Origin of the sequence: Mycolicibacter sinensis, from assembly GCF_001673565.1 — a bacterium.
Classification (GTDB): domain Bacteria; phylum Actinomycetota; class Actinomycetes; order Mycobacteriales; family Mycobacteriaceae; genus Mycobacterium; species Mycobacterium sinense_C.
This window is the reverse complement of record NZ_LZMF01000004.1, coordinates 103,250-120,234: the sequence shown is the minus strand read 5'-3', so window position 1 is coordinate 120,234 and position 16,985 is coordinate 103,250. Positions and strand designations below refer to the sequence as shown.

The 16,985-nt window shown below is 67.9% G+C and carries 18 protein-coding genes; 1 reads left to right on the top strand and 17 read right to left on the bottom strand.

What is annotated here, in order from left to right:
* Positions 1-199 precede the first annotated feature (199 nt).
* On the bottom strand, positions 200-1,453 hold the full coding sequence (gene murA, locus A5648_RS00605; RefSeq protein WP_065022675.1) for a UDP-N-acetylglucosamine 1-carboxyvinyltransferase: 1,254 nt from the start codon (positions 1,451-1,453) through the stop codon (positions 200-202).
* A gap of 101 nt (positions 1,454-1,554) precedes the next feature.
* Here murA and A5648_RS00600 point away from each other — a divergent pair, with 101 nt between their 5' ends.
* Positions 1,555-2,145, top strand: coding sequence for a cob(I)yrinic acid a,c-diamide adenosyltransferase (locus tag A5648_RS00600; protein WP_065022688.1), 591 nt, complete (start codon positions 1,555-1,557; stop codon positions 2,143-2,145).
* Positions 2,146-2,169: 24 nt separating this feature from the next.
* Here the strand turns inward: A5648_RS00600 and A5648_RS00595 are convergent, their stop codons facing one another.
* The 16 genes from A5648_RS00595 to rho form a co-directional block, all read right to left on the bottom strand.
* Positions 2,170-2,613: a DUF2550 domain-containing protein gene (locus A5648_RS00595; protein ID WP_065022674.1), complete on the bottom strand. Its 444-nt coding sequence runs from the start codon at positions 2,611-2,613 to the stop codon at positions 2,170-2,172.
* Between the two features lie 13 nt (positions 2,614-2,626).
* On the bottom strand, positions 2,627-2,992 hold the full coding sequence (locus tag A5648_RS00590; RefSeq protein WP_065022673.1) for a F0F1 ATP synthase subunit epsilon: 366 nt from the start codon (positions 2,990-2,992) through the stop codon (positions 2,627-2,629).
* Between the two features lie 33 nt (positions 2,993-3,025).
* Positions 3,026-4,456 carry a F0F1 ATP synthase subunit beta gene (atpD, locus tag A5648_RS00585; protein ID WP_065022672.1) on the bottom strand — a complete coding sequence of 477 codons (1,431 nt, stop codon included), beginning with the start codon at positions 4,454-4,456 and terminating at the stop codon, positions 3,026-3,028.
* A 32-nt stretch (positions 4,457-4,488) separates the two neighbouring features.
* Entirely contained in the window at positions 4,489-5,409 is a 921-nt protein-coding gene (locus tag A5648_RS00580; protein WP_065022671.1) for a F0F1 ATP synthase subunit gamma, read from the bottom strand.
* Between the two features lie 7 nt (positions 5,410-5,416).
* Positions 5,417-7,066 (bottom strand): F0F1 ATP synthase subunit alpha, encoded by a 1,650-nt coding sequence (atpA, locus tag A5648_RS00575; RefSeq protein WP_065022670.1) that lies wholly within the window; start codon positions 7,064-7,066, stop codon positions 5,417-5,419.
* Positions 7,067-7,127: 61 nt separating this feature from the next.
* Entirely contained in the window at positions 7,128-8,468 is a 1,341-nt protein-coding gene (locus tag A5648_RS00570) for a F0F1 ATP synthase subunit B/delta (RefSeq protein ID WP_065022669.1), read from the bottom strand.
* Between the two features lie 6 nt (positions 8,469-8,474).
* Positions 8,475-8,981 (bottom strand): F0F1 ATP synthase subunit B, encoded by a 507-nt coding sequence (locus A5648_RS00565; protein ID WP_065022668.1) that lies wholly within the window; start codon positions 8,979-8,981, stop codon positions 8,475-8,477.
* A gap of 8 nt (positions 8,982-8,989) precedes the next feature.
* A complete protein-coding gene (locus tag A5648_RS00560; protein ID WP_019735417.1) occupies positions 8,990-9,250 on the bottom strand; it encodes a F0F1 ATP synthase subunit C in 261 nt (86 codons plus the stop codon).
* Between the two features lie 63 nt (positions 9,251-9,313).
* Positions 9,314-10,069 carry a F0F1 ATP synthase subunit A gene (gene atpB / locus A5648_RS00555; protein WP_065022667.1) on the bottom strand — a complete coding sequence of 252 codons (756 nt, stop codon included), beginning with the start codon at positions 10,067-10,069 and terminating at the stop codon, positions 9,314-9,316.
* Positions 10,062-10,508, bottom strand: coding sequence for an ATP synthase subunit I (locus A5648_RS00550; protein ID WP_065022666.1), 447 nt, complete (start codon positions 10,506-10,508; stop codon positions 10,062-10,064). Before A5648_RS00550 ends, atpB begins: the two co-directional genes overlap by 8 nt.
* 115 nt (positions 10,509-10,623) lie before the next feature.
* Positions 10,624-11,802, bottom strand: a complete 1,179-nt coding sequence (locus tag A5648_RS00545) for a glycosyltransferase family 4 protein (RefSeq protein WP_207511550.1) — start codon at positions 11,800-11,802, stop codon at positions 10,624-10,626.
* Positions 11,799-12,458: an L-threonylcarbamoyladenylate synthase gene (locus tag A5648_RS00540; protein ID WP_065022665.1), complete on the bottom strand. Its 660-nt coding sequence runs from the start codon at positions 12,456-12,458 to the stop codon at positions 11,799-11,801. Before A5648_RS00540 ends, A5648_RS00545 begins: the two co-directional genes overlap by 4 nt.
* Complete coding sequence (prmC, locus tag A5648_RS00535; RefSeq protein WP_065022664.1) at positions 12,455-13,300, bottom strand: peptide chain release factor N(5)-glutamine methyltransferase; 846 nt, start codon at positions 13,298-13,300, stop codon at positions 12,455-12,457. The genes A5648_RS00540 and prmC overlap by 4 nt, the downstream gene beginning before the upstream one ends.
* Entirely contained in the window at positions 13,297-14,373 is a 1,077-nt protein-coding gene (gene prfA / locus A5648_RS00530) for a peptide chain release factor 1 (protein WP_065022663.1), read from the bottom strand. Before prfA ends, prmC begins: the two co-directional genes overlap by 4 nt.
* A 72-nt stretch (positions 14,374-14,445) precedes the next feature.
* On the bottom strand, positions 14,446-14,694 hold the full coding sequence (gene rpmE / locus A5648_RS00525) for a 50S ribosomal protein L31 (protein ID WP_065022662.1): 249 nt from the start codon (positions 14,692-14,694) through the stop codon (positions 14,446-14,448).
* A 112-nt stretch (positions 14,695-14,806) separates the two neighbouring features.
* Positions 14,807-16,837 (bottom strand): transcription termination factor Rho, encoded by a 2,031-nt coding sequence (gene rho / locus A5648_RS00520; protein WP_065022661.1) that lies wholly within the window; start codon positions 16,835-16,837, stop codon positions 14,807-14,809.
* Positions 16,838-16,985: the final 148 nt, after the last annotated feature.

Here is a 16,985-nt window from a genome sequence, read left to right as displayed (position 1 = left end):
GGGGCGCCAAGGATGTGGCAAAACAACAACAAACAAAAACCACCAAACACACTATTGAGTTCTCAAACAACACGCCCGGTTTTCAGGCAACCCCGCCACTCTACTCGCTAGCCGGAGTTGAGTCAACTCCGACTTTTTCGGGGCTACCGGAAGGTCTTCCAGACTGCTCGACGATCCGCGTACGGGGCGCCGGCCTGACCTATCTTACACGCTCGATTTCGGCCCCGAGACCGGCCAGGTACTCCACGAACAACGGGTAGCCGCGATCGATGTGGTAGACGTCGTGGACCTCGGTGTCACCGTCTGCGACCAGGCCCGCAAGGACCAGACCGGCGCCGGCGCGGATGTCGGAGGCCCACACCGGCGCGCTCGAGAGCTGCGGCAGACCCCGCACCACCGCGTGGTGTCCGTCGGTGCGGGCGTCGGCGCCCAGGCGGATCATCTCCTCGACAAACCGGAACCGGGCTTCGAAGACGTTCTCGGTGATCATCGACGTGCCGTCGGCGATCGCCGCCAGGCCGATCGCCATCGGCTGCAGATCGGTGGGGAAACCCGGGAACGGCAGGGTGGCGACGTTGACGGCCTTGGGCCGGTCGTACTGCACCACCCGGAAGCCGTGGTCGGACTGGGTCACGGTCGCGCCGGCGTCGTGCAACTTGTGCAGGACGAGCTGCAGGTGGGCCGGATCGACACCGGTCACCGAGATATCGCCGCGGGTCATCACCGCCGCGATCGCCCAGGTGGCGGCGACGATCCGGTCGCCGATCACCTCGTGTTCGGTCGGGTGCAGGCGCGGCACCCCGGTGATCTTCAGCGTCGGTGAGCCCGCGCCTTCGATCTGCGCACCCATCTGGTTGAGCATGGTGCACAGGTCAGCGACGTCGGGCTCACGCGCGGCGTTGTGGATGGTCGTGACGCCCTCGGCCAGCACCGCTGCCATCAGGATGTTCTCGGTGGCGCCGACCGAGGGAAACTCCAGCTGGATCTCGGCGCCGCGCAGGGCGTCGGCGTGCGCGACCACGCAGCCGTGCTCGATATTGCAGGTGGCGCCCAGCTGGCGCAGGCCGGCCTGATGCATGTCGAGCGGGCGGGACCCGATCGCGTCACCGCCGGGTAAGGCGACCTTCGCGCGCAGGCAGCGGCCCACCAGCGGCCCGAGCACGCATACCGAGGCCCGGAACTGACGCACCGCGGCGAAGTCCGCGTCGTACTTGGGTTCGTCGGGCGAGGTGATGCGCACCGTGGTGCCGTCGAGCTCGACGTTGGCGCCCAGCCCGCGCAGCACCTCGGCCATCAGCGGCACGTCGAGAATGTCCGGGCAGTTGGTGATGGTGCTGGTGCCCTCGGCCAGCAACGCCGCGGCCATCAGCTTCAAGACGCTGTTCTTAGCGCCGCCGACGGCAACCTCACCGGACAACCGGTTGCCGCCGGTAACCACGAAACGCTCACCCACCCGCGTCAGTGTAGTGAGGACTCGACGCCGATCCCGAATGAATCCCGGCGCTGACCGTCACCCGCCTCACCCCGGTGGACCCGCCCGGTACGGTTTGGGCCATGGCTGTGCATATCACCCGCGTCTACACGCGTACCGGCGACGACGGCACGACCGGATTGAGCGACTTCTCCCGGGTGCCCAAGACCGATCCCCGGCTGGTGGCGTACGCCGATTGCGAGGAGGCCAACGCCGCGATCGGGGTGGCGATCGCGCTCGGCACACCGGACGACGCGGTCAGCTCGACGCTGCTGCAGATCCAGAACGATCTGTTCGACACCGGTGCCGACCTGGCCACTCCGGTGGTGGAGCACCCCAAGTATCCGCCGCTGCGCATCACCCAGGACTACATCGACCGCGTCGAATCCTGGTGCGACGAATACAACGAGCCGCTGCCGGCGTTGAACTCGTTCATCCTGCCGGGCGGTTCGCCGCTCTCGGCGTTGCTGCACGTGGCCCGCACCGCGGTGCGCCGCGCCGAGCGGTCGGCGTGGGCGGCAGTCGACGCGGATCCGACCGGCGTGTCGGTGCTGCCGGCGAAATACCTGAATCGCTTGTCGGACTTGATGTTCGTGCTCTGTCGGGTGGCCAACGCCAACGGGGATGTGCTGTGGCAGCCGGGTGGCGATCGGACCGATCGTCCCGAAAAGTAGCCGGCGCCAGCCGGTTTCGACTCCTCAGTAGCTGTGGCGGCGGGATCGCGGCGACGGCCGCGCCTCCAGCCAGGACAGGAACGCGGTCCGGGCCCCGCGATCCAGCGCGATCTCGAACGCGGCCCGGCCATCCTGGTTGGTGTCGCACAGCTCGAGCACCACGAGCTCGTCGGTCATGATGTCGAATTCGTCGCCGCGGGGAGCGCGCCGCGACACCACATCCACGCCCCGGCGGGACAGCCGGCGATCCGGCCACAGCCGCACACTCGAGAGCCGGTAGAAGGCGGCCTCGCCGCCGCGATAACGGATCACGCCATGACGCCAACCGTGCCCGCCGACGGCCGGCATGTCGCGCATGATCGCCGCGGTGCCGCCCTGGCGCAGCTTCCACAACCGGTAGCTCAACGCGACCACCGCGCTGAAAAGCACGGCGACGAGCACGACCATGCACATCATGGGCGTGCTCATCGACTCATGCCCGCTAGTCGATCACACCCAGGGCGCGCAGCCTAGCCCTGCCCTGCGCGGCCATCTTGGGGTCACCGGACTGAGCCTCGTGCCGAGCGGTCGACTCGTCGATCTCCGCGGCGAAGTCGACGGATTCAGCCAAAATGCTGACGCCCTCGTCGGTCACCGACAGGAAGCCGCCATGCACGGCCAGCCGCAGCTCGCCCTCCTCGACACGGTCCACCCGCACCATCGCGTCGTCGACGAGCTCGGCGACCAACGGAATGTGCCGCGGGTAAATCCCGATCTCCCCCACGGTGGTCCGGGTGAAGATGAACGTCGCCTTGCCCGACCACACCTTCCGGTCGACGGCGACGATGTCGACGTCAATCTCGGCCATCACAGGCCCCCTTCCACGGCTGGACGACGGTCATCACAGCTTGGCGCCCAGGCTCTCGGCCTTCTTGGCCAGGTCGTCGAGCCCACCGATCAGGAAGAACGCCTGCTCGGGCAGGTGGTCGAAGTCGCCCTTGGTCAACCGGTCGAACGCCTCGATGGTCTCCTTCAGCGGCACCGTCGAGCCGGGCTGGCCGGTGAACTGCTCGGCCGCCATCATGTTCTGGCTCAGGAACCGCTCGATACGCCGCGCCCGGCCCACCAGCTGCTTGTCCTCTTCGGACAGCTCGTCGATACCCAGAATCGCGATGATGTCCTGCAGGTCCTTGTAACGCTGCAGAACCCGGATGACCTCCTGGGCGACGCGGTAGTGCTCGTCGCCGACGATGGCCGGGTCCAGGATCGTCGAGCTGGAGGCCAGCGGGTCCACTGCCGGGAAGATGCCCTTGGAGAACACCGCACGGCTGAGCTCGGTGGTGGCGTCCAAGTGGGCGAACGTGGTCGCCGGCGCCGGGTCGGTGTAGTCGTCGGCGGGCACGTACACGGCCTGCATCGAAGTGATGGACCGACCACGGGTCGAGGTGATCCGCTCCTGCAGCTCGCCCATCTCGTCGGCCAGCGTGGGCTGGTAACCCACCGCCGAGGGCATGCGGCCCAGCAGGGTCGAGACCTCGGAGCCGGCCTGGGTGAACCGGAAGATGTTGTCGATGAACAGCAGCACGTCCTGGCCGGCCTCGTCGCGGAACCACTCGGCCATGGTCAGCGCCGACAGCGCCACCCGCATACGAGTGCCCGGCGGCTCGTCCATCTGGCCGAACACCAGCGCGGTGTCCTTGAGCACGTTGGCGTCCTCGAGCTCGACCCACAGGTCGTTGCCCTCGCGGGTGCGCTCCCCCACGCCGGCGAACACCGAGGTGCCACCGAAGTTGCGGGCGATACGGTTGATCATCTCCTGGATTAGCACCGTCTTGCCCACGCCGGCACCGCCGAACAGGGCGATCTTGCCGCCACGCACGTACGGGGTGAGCAGGTCGACGACCTTGAGGCCGGTCTCCAGCATCTCGGTGCGCGGTTCCAGCTCGTTGAAGGCCGGCGGCTTGCGGTGGATGCCCCAGTGCTCGAAGTCCTCGCCGTAGCCGGGCTTGTCCAGGCAGTGGCCCAAGGCGTTGAACACGTGGCCCTTGACCTCGTGGCCGACCGGCACCGAGATGGCCTTGCCGGTGTCGCTGACCTCGGTGCCACGCACCAGGCCGTCGGTGGGCTGCATCGAGATGCAGCGCACCAGATTGTCACCCAGGTGCTGGGCGACCTCGAGGGTCAGCGTCTTGGCCAGCTCCTCGAAGGCGATGTCGGCGTGCAGCGCGTTGAACAGCTCGGGCACCGCGCCCCGGGGAAACTCGACGTCGACGACGGGGCCGGTAACGCGCACCACGCGGCCGGCGGTTGTCTTGTCAGCGGTAACAGTCATTATCTTCTTCGCTTCCTAGTGCTAGCGGGGGCTTACCGGGCGTCGGCGAGGGCGTTCGCGCCGCCGACGATTTCGCTGATTTCCTGGGTGATCTGGGCCTGGCGTTCGCGGTTGGCCTCCAGCGTCAACGCCTTGATCAAGTCGTCGGCGTTGTCGGTCGCCGACTTCATGGCGCGCTGACGAGACGCCAACTCCGAGGCCGCCGAGTCAAGCAGCGCCGCGTACACGCGGGTGGTCAGATACCGCGGCAGCAGCGAGTCGAACAGCGTGGTGGCATCCGGCTCGAAGGAGTACAGGGTCCGGGGACCGGTCTCCTCGCCGACGTACTCCACCAGCATCGGGGCGATCCGACGCGCCTCAGCCGACTGCGACAGCATCGAACGGAAGTCGGTGGACACGATGTGCAGCTCGTCGACACCGAGCACCCCGTCGGCACCGGAGTGGTCGCCGTCGTCGTCGACGCCGGACATGAACGCATCGACCAGGGTCGAGGCGATCTCGGCGGCGTTCTCATAGGTCGGCTGCTCGGAGAAACCGGTCCAGGAATCGGTGACCGCCCAGTGCCGGAAGGTGTAGTAGGCCAGCGCTTTGCGGCCGACGACGTAGAGCACCGGCTCCTTGCCCTCCGAGCGCAGCAGCGAGAACAGCTCCTCGGCCCGACGGAAGACGTTGGCGTTGTAGCCGCCACACAGACCGCGGTCACTCGACACCACCAGCACCCCCGCCCGCGTGCGCTCCTCGCGCTCGACCAGCAACGGGTGGTCCAGGGCCGCCTCGGCGGCCAAGGTGGTGAGCATCCGGGTGATCTCGTCGGCGTACGGCCGCGCCGTTTCGAGCCGGGCCTGCGCCCGGCCGATACGCGAGGTGGCGATCAGCTCCTGGGCCTTGGTGATCTTTTTGATCGACCCGGCCGAGCGGATTCGCCCACGTAGTTCCCGAAGTGTGGCTGCCATAGCGGAGTTACTTCTTCTTCGCCGGCGCGGCCTTGCGGACCTGCACCGCTTCCTTGCCGAGCTTGTCCTCGTCGAGCGCCTCAACGCGTTCGTCGGGCACCACCGAACTGCCGTCGGTGGCGGCGAAGCCCTTCTTGAACTGGTTGATGACCCCGACCAGCTTCTCGCTGGCCTCGTCGGAGAGCTTCTTGGACTCGCGGATCCCGCTGAGGATGTCGCCCTCGGAGGCCCGGATGTGGTCCAGCAGCTCGGCTTCGAAGCGGCCCACGTCCTCGACCGGCACCGAATCCAGGTGGCCCTCGGTACCCAGGAAGATCGACACCACCTGCTCCTCGACGGGCATCGGTGCGTACTGCGGCTGCTTGAGCAGCTCCACCAGCCGAGCACCGCGCTCCAGCTGCGCCTTGCTGGTGGCATCCAGGTCGGAGGCGAAGGCGGCGAACGCCTCGAGCTCGCGGTACTGCGACAGGTCCAGACGCAGCGAGCCGGCCACCTCCTTCATCGCCTTGATCTGCGCGGCGCCACCGACGCGGGACACCGACACACCGACGTTGATGGCCGGCCGGACACCCTGGTTGAACAGGTCGCTCTCCAGGAAGCACTGGCCGTCGGTGATCGAGATGACGTTGGTCGGGATGTAGGCCGAGATGTCGTTGGCCTTGGTCTCGATGATCGGCAGGCCGGTCAGCGAACCACCGCCGAGCTCATCGGAGAGCTTCGCGCAGCGCTCCAGCAGCCGGGAGTGCAGGTAGAACACGTCGCCGGGGTAGGCCTCACGGCCCGGCGGGCGGCGCAGCAGCAGCGAGATGGCGCGGTAGGCCTCGGCCTGCTTGGTCAGGTCGTCGAACACGATCAGCACGTGCTTGCCCTGGTACATCCAGTGCTGGGCGATCGCCGAGCCGGTGTAGGGGGCCAGCCACTTGAAGCCGGCGGAGTCCGACGCCGGGGCGGCGACGATCGTGGTGTAGTCCATGGCGCCGCCCTCTTCCAGCGCGCGGCGCACGCTGGCGATGGTGGTGCCCTTCTGGCCGATCGCGACGTAGACGCAGCGGACCTGCTGGTTGGCGTCGCCGGTCTCCCAGTTCTGGCGCTGGTTGAGGATGGTGTCCACGCACAGGGCGGTCTTGCCGGTCTTGCGGTCACCGATGATGAGCTGACGCTGGCCACGGCCGATCGGGGTCATGGCGTCGACGGCCTTGATACCGGTCTGCAGCGGCTCACTGACGCTCTGACGCTGCACCACCGAGGGCGCCTGCATCTCCAACGGACGCCGGGTCTCGGACTCGATCTCGCCCCGGGCGTCGATCGGCTGACCCAGCGGGTTGACGACGCGACCGAGGAAGCCGTCGCCGACCGGCACCGAAAGCACCTCACCGGTGCGCTTGACCTGCTGGCCCTCTTCGATGTTCTCGAAGTTGCCCAGGATCACCGCGCCGACGTTGTGCTCGTCGAGGTTCAGGGCCACGCCCAGCACCCCGCCGGGGAACTCCAGGAGTTCCTGGGTCATCACCGAAGGCAGGCCCTCGACGTGTGCGATGCCGTCGCCGGCGTCGATGACGGTGCCGACCTCCTCGCGCGCGGTGTCGGCGCTGAAGGAGCTCACGTACTCCTCGATCGCCCCCTGAATGTCGTCAGAGGAGATTGTCAACTCTGCCATGGCTTTTCGTCTTCCTGCCTTCGAAATTGGGTTGTGGGCTCTGGGACCGGGTAGGTCTTGGTCAGTCGGGCAAGTGCGTCTTGGCGGCGGCTAGGCGCGAGGACAGCGTCCCATCGATCACCTCGTCGCCGACCGAGATCGTCAACCCGCCCAGCAGTGCCGGGTCGATGCCGACCTGCACCCGCACCGGGTGGCTGTAGATCCGGCTCAGCACGGTGTTCAGCCGGGTGCGCTGGGCGTCGCTGAGTTCGGCGGCCGCGCCGACGTGCGCCACCACCTCACCGCGGCGTGCCACGGCGAGCTGGGCCAGGTCGGTCACCGCCTGGTGCGCGGATTGACCGCGCAGCAACCGGACCGTCTGCTCCAGCAGCGCCGTCGTGATCGCATTGGTGCCGCTGGCGTTTCCGATGATGTTGCGCAGCAGCCCCGCCCGGCCGGCCGCCGGCGTCGCGGTGTCGCTGAGCAGGGTGTCCAGCCTGGGTTGCGCGTCGAGGATGCGGGAGAACCGGAACAGCTGGTCCTCCACCTCATCGACCTTGCCCGCGCGCTCGGCAGACAGCAGCAGTGCCTGGCGGGCGACGTGTTCGACGGCAGCGACCAGGTCGGCACCGTTGGACCACCGGGCCGACGCGGCGTCGGTCACCAATGTCAGCGCCGGGGCGCCGATCTTGTCGGCGAACAGCCGCTGCGCCAGACGCTCCTTGGGAGCGGCGTCTTCGGTCGGAACGGTCAGGTGGCGTGTCACCACCGTTTCGCGCTCCAACACCTCGGCGACCGCGGTCAGGTCACCGGCCAGCGTGGCCAGTCCCTGCTCGTCGAGATCGCCGGCCACCTCACCGAACTTGTCCAGCAGGCCGTTGAGCGCCTCCCGGCTGGCCGAACGCAACCGGGCCAGGATGGGTGATTCCACCTCGACCGACTTCGGAGCCATGGCGTCGAGTTCGTCAAGGAATCGATCCACGGTCGCCGACTGCCGCCCCGGGTCGCTGACGTGATCGCGCACCAGTTCGCCGGCCCGACGCACGGATTCGTCGCCGAGGTCGGCACGCAGCTCACGAACGAGTTGCGCACGCAGCAGCTGCACCTGGGCGGCGCCCTGCACCTTGATGCGTTCCACTTCGGCGTCGGCCTGGGTGCGCAACTGCGCACCGATGCGTTCGGCGTCGGTGTGGGCTTCCTCGGTGACCCGCTGCGCCTCCGTCTTCGCCCGTGCCACCGCGTCGGCGTGGGCTTGGTCGGCGGTGGCCAGGCGGTCGGCCGCGGCCGCCGCCTCTGCCAGCTGCTGGCGCACCGACTCCTGCTGGGCCGCCATCAGTCTGCGCACCGGCGGCACGACGAAACGCACCAGCAGGAAGACGATCAGCCCGAAACCGACGAGCTGCCCGAGGAAAATGCCGTCCATACCCAGCTACCGTCCTACCGTCGATACGTCCACGCCGAGAATCCGGCCCGCCAGGGTCGCCGACAGGTCCTCGGCTTTGGCGCGCAATTCCGTCGCCATGGCCTCGCCGTCCCGCTTGAGTTGTTCGTCGGCGCTCTGCAGGGTGGCGGCCACCTCAGTGTCCGCCCGACCACGCATGTCGTCCAAGACCGCGCGGCCCTGGGCTCGTGCCTCGTCACGCACCGCCGAGGCCTCCACCCGAGCCGCCGCCATCTGCTGCTCGTAGTCGGCCTCGGCGGCTGCGGCCTGCTCGGCCGCCTGCCTGCTGTCGGCGAGAGTCTTGGTGACCATGTTCTCACGCTCCCGCAGCACCTTCATGATCGGCGGCACCACGAAGGTGCTGATCACGGCGAGCACGATCAGGAAGATCGCGAGCACGACGAAGAAGGTGCCGTCGGGGACAAGGAAGCTCTTCTTCGGGCCTTCCTCAGCCGCCTGGCTCACGGCCAGCACGACAACGCTCATGTCACCCATCTCGTGCGTTACTGCTGCGCGGCGATCGGAGTCGCGAAGACGAACAACGCCATGAAGGCCAGGTTGATGAAGTAGGCCGCCTCAACCAGACCAACGGTGATGAAGAACGGCGTGAACAGCCGACCCTGGGCCTCGGGCTGCCGAGCGATACCGGCGATCAACGCGTTACCGGCAATACCGTCACCGATACCGGCGCCGATGGCGCCACCGCCCATGATGAGACCGCCGCCGATGAGGGCACCGAGTCCGATCAGATTGGGATCTGCCATTTCCTATCCTCCTTGCTTAGCTGGTAGGGCTCTACCAGGTCTGATGTGGTCGTGCAGGTCGTACTAGTGGTGGTCTTCTTCGAGCTCCATGGCCTGACTGAAGTACAGGATGGTCAGCAGCGCGAAGATGAACGCCTGGATCAGTCCGACGAACAGGTCGAAGGACTTCCAGATCGCGTTCGGCGCCACCATGTAAACGGGCCCCAGCAACGCGATCAGGCTGACCAGGATGCCGCCGGCGAAGATGTTGCCGAACAGACGAAGGGAGAGCGAGACCGGCTTGGCGATCTCCTCGACCAGGTTGATCGGCGCCAGGATCGCCACGTGACCCTTGAGCACCCGTAGCGGGTGGCCCACCAGGCCGCGACGCCAGAACCCGGCCAGGTGATAGCCGACGAAAACCAGCAGCGCCAGCGCCAGGACGAAGTTGATGTCGGCCGCAGCAGAGCTGAGCAATTCGTGGACGCTGCCGTCTTTGGAGTACTGCACCGGCAACACCGACAGCCAGTTGCAGACCAGGATGAACACGAAGATGGTGACTGCCAGCGGCAACACGAACGGCGCGATCCTCATCCCGATGGCGCCCTCGATCTGGTTGCGCATCTGGATGGTGATCGCCTCGAAGAACAGCTGCACGCCGCCGGGAACTCCGGTCGAGGTGACCTTGGCACGCAAGAACAGCGCCAGGGCGATCACGATCACCGCGGCGATCGCGGTGGAGGTGATGGTGTCGATGTTGACCTCACCGACCAGCGGCCATACCGCGGTCTCGTGGTGGCCGACCTCGATGCCACCCTCAGCCAGGATCGACTCAGTCATTTTCCGTCCCTTCAGCGCCGGACTCTGACGCTTGCGCGCGGAGCTTTTTTACCACTGGCAGCATGGTCGTCAGCACCAGCACCACCTCGAACAGCGCCAACCCGAACAGCGCACCGAGGCCCTCGGGCCGGAACTGGTAAGCGATAGCCAGGCCGATGGCGCTGATGACCAGCAGACGGGACGCCGAATTCAGCGCCATCTTCTTCTTCAGCGGGTGGTCCTGGGCGGTGATTCTCAGCGCGGACCGGCGGATCAGCAGCGCATTGCCCAGCCCGAGCGCCAGGCCCAGCCCGAAAAACACGCCGAACAGCGGGCGGCCGAATTGAGCGGCCGCGGCGATCGCGACACCGGTCAACGCGATGCAGATCAGCAGCAGCCGAATCGGTTGGAATACCACCGACGGCAACACCAACGGCGCATCCTGCGCTGGTGTCGTCACCGCCTCACCCCAATCTCGAATTGCGCTGTGTCACTGTCGTGAAGTTGCCCGCCGAGCGTATCGGATCCCCGATCGCGCTGCGGAACCACCTACAGCACCATCCTAGACGGTGCTACTACCGCGTGTCGTAGGGGCTGTCTTCTAGGCCGTTTTCGCGCCGCAGCAGCGGGATCAGCGTAACGACGATCGCGACGAGCATCGCCCCCAGCATCACCGCCCCGGTATAGCGCGGATCGAAGAAGATGGTGCCGGCGGTGCCGAACGCGACGATCGCCACCCACAGATAGATCAGCAACACCACCCGGCGGTGCGAGTGGCCGATCTGCAGCAGCCGGTGGTGCAGGTGCATCTTGTCGGGGCTGAACGGGCTGCGGCCGGCTCGGGTGCGCCGGATGATCGCCAGCAGCATGTCCAGTGCGGGCACGCACACCACGGCCGCCACCAGCAGGAAGGGCGAGAGCAGGGCGAAGACGTCGCGGGCGCCGTACGCGCTCTGCGAGATCGGGCCCGCCGCGGTCGTGGAGGCGGCGGCCAGCATCAGCCCGATCAACATCGATCCGGAATCGCCCATGAAGATCTTGGCGGGATGGAAGTTGTGCGGCAGGAAGCCCAGACAGGCACCGGCGAGCACCACCGAGATCAGCGCCGGCGGGTAGAACAGCACGTCGCCCCCGTGATCGGAGAGCAGGCCGACGGAGAACATGCAGATCGCCAGTGCCGTGATCAGGCCCAGCCCAGCCGCCAGTCCGTCGAGTCCGTCGACGAAGTTCATCGCGTTGACCACTGACACCGTCAGCGCCAGGGTGAGCAGGATCGACGACACCTGGTCGAGGACCACGGTGCCGACTCCGCCGATCGGGATGTAGAGCACGCTCCAGGCGACGCCCATCGTGACCAGCACGCTGGCCGCGGTGATCTGGCCGGCGAACTTGGTCAGCGCATCCAGGCCCCACTTGTCGTCGAGCAGGCCGATGCCCATGATCACCCCGCCGGCCAGCACCACCGCCGGCATGCCGGTGGAGTAGACGAAGCCGCGGGTGAGCGCGGGCAGCTGGGATGCCAAAAAGATCGCGGCGACGATGCCGACATACATCGCCAGCCCGCCCATCCGCGGGGTCGGCTGCACGTGCACGTCGCGCTCCCGCGGGTAGGCGACCGCACCGAGTCGGGTGGCCAGCCAGCGGACCGGCCCGGTGCTGAAGTAGGTGATGATCGCGGCGGTCAACCCGACCAGCGCGAGCTCCCGCAGCGGCACACCGGCGCCACGGTCGGCAAGCGCGAGCAGGCTGGTCACGGCGCCGCCGTCAGCGCGGCCGGGTCCAGGCCCAGCACCGCACCGATCTGCTCGGCCGAGACCGGCCCGCTCCGGACGATGCGGGGCGCGGGTCCGGTCAGATCGACGATCGTCGAGGCCTCCCCCTGTTCGGCCGGGCCCGCGTCGAGGTAGACGTCGACGGCCTCGCCGAGTTGGCGGCGCGCCTCTGCGGCGTCGACGGCCGGGGCGCCTCCGGAGACGTTGGCGCTCGACACGGCCATCGGGCCCACGGCTTTGAGTACTTCGAGGGCCACCGGGTGCAGCGGCATGCGCACCATGACCGTGCCGCGGGCCTCGCCGAGGTCCCACTGCAGCGACGGCGCCTGGGTGACGATGATGCTGAGGGCACCCGGCCAGCACGCCCGGATCAGCTGACGAGCGGTATCGGGTACCACCAGGGCCAGCCCGTCGATGGAGTTCCACGACCCGACCAGCACCCCCACCGGCATGTCGCGACCACGTCTTTTGGCTGCCAGCAGCGCGGTCACCCCGGCGGCATTGAACGCATCGGCGCCGATGCCGTAGACGGTGTCGGTTGGCAGCACCGCCAATCGGCCGCCACGGACCGCGTCGATCGCCGCCGCGATCCCGGCCGCGCGCTGGTCGATATCGGCGCAGTCGAAAACCTCTGTCATGGTTGATCGTTCCTGACCGCTGTCACGAACCGGGGCCGGCCGGCCAGGTCCGATCGGGACACCACGTCCTCAAAAGATCCAGCGTCGTGCACGGTTTGGACCGTGGCCGCCGCGGTGGTGTCGTCATGTTCGACGGCGAACAGGCCACCGGGGCGCAGCAGGCGTGCGGCCAGGGCCGCCAACGAGGTGATCACCAACATGCCGTCCGGGCCGCCGAACAGGGCATGCGCCGGATCATGCTGGGCCACTTCAGGATCCAGAGCTGCGCCCTCGGGGATGTAGGGCGGATTGCTGACCATCAGGTCGACTCGGCCGTCCAGCTCCGACAGCAGGCCGGGCGCGGTGACATCGGCACAGACCAATTCCACCGCCATGTCCGCGCAGTTGCGGTGCGCATAGCGCAGTGCGGTTTCGGAGTCGTCCACGGCGAGCACCCGGGCGCCGGGAAGACAATGGGCCAACGCGATCGCCAGGGCACCGGAGCCGGTGCAGGCGTCAACGATCAATGGAGCACCGGGAAGCTGTTGTCGCAGGGCCCAATCCAGCATCGCCTCGGTCTCCGGTCGCGGGACGAACACTCCCGGACCGACGTGCAGCGTCACCGGACCGAACGGCGCGGTCCCGATCAGATGCTGCAGCGGGATCCGGGATCGGCGCGCGGCGACCAATTCCCGGTAGCGCCCGAAGAAGACATCGCCGGGCGGATCCAGCAGCGCCAGCCGGCCACGTTCGGTGCCGGCGGCATGCGCGGCGAGTTCTTCGGCGTCGTATCGGGCCGAGTCGATTCCGGCATCGGCGAAGACCGCTGTTGCGGAGTCGATCGCGTCCCGGAGTCTGCTCACGCCGTCCCCTGCAACCGGGATTCCTTGTCGGCGGCGGCCAGCGCATCGAACATCGGGTCAAGGTCTCCGTCGAGAACCTGGTCGAGGTTGTGCGCCTTGTAACCGATGCGGTGGTCGGTGATCCGGTTCTCCGGGAAGTTGTAGGTGCGGATGCGTTCGCTGCGGTCCACGGTGCGGATCTGGCTGGCGCGATCAGCCGAGGCGTCGGCCTGCGCCTGCTCCTCGGCGACGGCCTGCAGCCGGGCCGCCAGAACCTGCAGCGCACGGGCCTTGTTCTGCAGCTGGGACCGCTCGTTCTGGCAGGTGACCACGATCCCGGTCGGCAGGTGGGTGATGCGCACCGCGGAGTCGGTGGTGTTGACGCCCTGGCCGCCTTTGCCCGAGGACCGGTAGACGTCGATGCGCAGGTCCGATTCGTCGATCTGGACCTCGCCGACCTCTTCCGGCTCGGGATAGACGAGCACTCCGGCGGCGGAGGTGTGCACCCGCCCCTGGGATTCGGTCACCGGCACCCGCTGCACGCGGTGTACCCCACCCTCGAACTTCATCTTCGACCAGACGCCGTCGGCGCTATCGCCTTTGCTGGCGATGGTGATCGTCGCGTCCTTGTAGCCGCCGAGGTCCGAGGTGGTCTCGTCGAGCACCGTCACCGACCAGCCGTGCCGTTCGGCGTAGCGGATGTACATCCGGGCCAGGTCGGCGGCGAACAGCGCCGACTCCTCACCGCCCTCGCCGGATTTGACCTCAAGCACGATGTCGTCGGCGTCATGCGGGTCGCGGGGCGCGAGCATGTCGGTGAGCGCGCCGTCCAGTTCGGCGACGCGGGCCTCCAGTTCGGGCACCTCCGCGGCGAAGGACGCGTCGTCGGCGGCAAGCTCCCGGGCGGCCTCCAGGTCGCCGCGGGCGGACTCGAGCTTGCGGTGGGTGGCGACGATGGGCGCCAACTGGGCGAAGCGGCGTCCGACTCGGCGGGCCTCGACCGGATTGTTGTGCAGTTCAGGATCGGAGAGTTGAGTTTCCAGCGCGGCGTGTTCGGCCAGCAGAGCCTCGACCGTCTGCATGCTTTGGGTCATCTCACCTCCATCCCCGAACGCAAGCCGACGCCCGGGTGACGTGCGGACACGTTCCGGGCGTCGGTGAGGACGCTACTTGTCGGCGGCTTCGGCTGCGTCGGTTGCGGCGCCGGACTTGCGCTTGCCGTAGCGCTTCTCGAAGCGGGCGACCCGGCCGCCGCTGTCGAGAATCTTCTGCTTACCGGTGTAGAACGGGTGGCACTGCGAGCAGACCTCGACCACGATGTGGCCGCTCTCCTTGGTGCTGCGGGTGGTGAAGCTGTTGCCACATCCGCAGACCACGGTGGTCTCGCCGTAGGCGGGGTGAATGCCAGATTTCATGGTGTCCTCTTCGATCGTGGGTCGCCGGGTCGCCCGCCTGTGGGCTGGACGTGAACCGGAACCTGAGGTGTTCGATTATGCCAGCTGCGCTGTCGCTCCCCCAAAACGCCGATCAGTCGTTGTCCATTCCCGGCGTGGTCTTGGAGACCTGGACCAGGAACTCGTAGTTGTTCTTGGTCTTGCGCAGCTGGCTCATCAACAGGTCGATGGCCTGGTGGGAATCCAGCCCCGACAGCAACCGGCGCAGCTTGTGCACGATCGCGAACTCGTCCGGCGAGAGCAGCAGCTCGTCCTTGCGGGTGCCCGACGGGTTGACGTCGACGGCCGGGAACACCCGGCGCTCGGCGATCTTGCGGTCCAGCTTGAGCTCGGCGTTGCCGGTGCCCTTGAACTCCTCGAAGATCACCGTGTCACCGGTGGACCCGGTCTCCACCATCGCGGTGGCGATGATGGTCAGCGAGCCGCCGTCCTCGATATTGCGGGCCGCGCCCAGGAACCGCTTGGGCGGATACAGCGCGGTGGAGTCCACACCACCGGACAGGATGCGGCCCGACGCCGGCGAGGCGTTGTTGTAGGCCCGTCCCAGCCGGGTGATCGAGTCCAACAGCACGACCACGTCCTTGCCCTGCTCGACCAGGCGCTTGGCCCGCTCGATGGCCAGCTCGGCGGCCTGAGTGTGGTCTGACGGCGGCCGGTCGAAGGTGGAGGCGATGACCTCACCCTTGACCGAGCGCTGCATGTCGGTGACTTCCTCGGGCCGCTCGTCGACCAGCACCACCATCAGGTGGCATTCGGGGTTGTTGCGGGTGATCGCGTTGGCGATGTCCTGCATGATCGTGGTCTTACCGGCCTTGGGCGGCGACACGATCAGCGCGCGCTGGCCCTTGCCGATCGGCATGATCAGATCGATGACGCGGGTGGTCAGCTTCTCCCCGGAGGTCTCCAGGCGCAGCCGCTGGTTCGGGTACAGCGGGGTCAGCTTGGAGAACTCGGGGCGGTTGCGGGCCTCTTCGACCGGGCCGCCGTTGACCGAGTCCAGCCGCACCAGCGGGTTGAACTTCTGCCGCTGGTTGGGCTGCTCACCGTCGCGGGGCACCCGCACCGCGCCGGTCACCGCGTCGCCGCGGCGCAGCCCGTTCTTGCGGACCATGTTCATCGACACGTAGACGTCGTTGGGACCGGCCAGGTAGCCGGAGGTCCGCACGAACGCGTAGTTGTCCAGCACGTCGAGGATGCCGGCGACCGGCTGCACGACGTCGTCCTCGCGCAGTTCGGCGTCTCCGCCCTCACCGCCCCGTTCGCCACGGCGGCGGCGGTCCCGGAAGCGCCGGCCACGCCGGCCCCCGCGCCCGTCATCGTCATCGTCGGAGTTCTGCTGGCCACCCTGCTGGCCCCGGTTCTGCTGGCCACCCTGCTGGCCCCGGTTCTGCTCGTCGCCCTTGGCCTGGGCCGATTCCTCGGACTTGCCGCCGTCGCGGCGGCCGCCGGATTGCTCGGCCTTCTCTTCGGGCTTGTCCTGCTTGTCTTGCTTGTCCTGCTTGCGGGCCTCGCCCTTGTCCTGCTCGCCGCCGTCGCCGGCGGGTGCGCCGCTGTCGCGGCGGGCGCTACGCCGTTCCCGACGAGGCGGTGCGTCCGTGGCCTCGCCCTCGGTGGCTTCGGCCGGCGCGGACTCGGCCGAGGCGGGCTCGGCGCCATTGGCCGCACCGTTCGCGGCGGCCTCGGCCTTCGACGTCTCGGCTTTCGGGGTCTCGGCTTTCGGGGTCTCGGCGTTCGGAGCCGCGGCGCCGCCGCCATTACCGCCGTTGCCGCCGACCTCGCGGATCGCCGCGATCAGCTCGCTCTTGCGCATCCCGGAGGCGCCTTTGACGCCGACGCGATTGGCCAGCGCCCGCAACTCGGGCAAAACCATCCCCGACAAGTCCGATGTGGCTGTCGCGGCACCGTTGTCCGGTGCCGCAGCGGGGGCCGACTCCGCGGCGGCGGGGGCCGTGGAGGCTTGCGCGTCGGACGCCGCGGTCACGTCGCCGCCGGCACTGGAGGCCTCGGGAGCGCTCTGGCTCGGAGTCTCGGGAGTGCTCTGGGGGGTCGACGGCGCATCCTGTGCGGTGCTGCCTTCAGCCGTGAAGAGGTCCGTTTCGGTCACGGATTTCCTTTCTTCCCTCGTCGGTTTTGTCACGCGAGGGGTTGGGTGCATCCAGCGGAATCGCCGAGTGCGTGTCACCGTCGACTGTTAAACGGTGATACCCGTATCGACGGCGTCAAATCGCAAACCGTCAGCTACGGGAAGAATT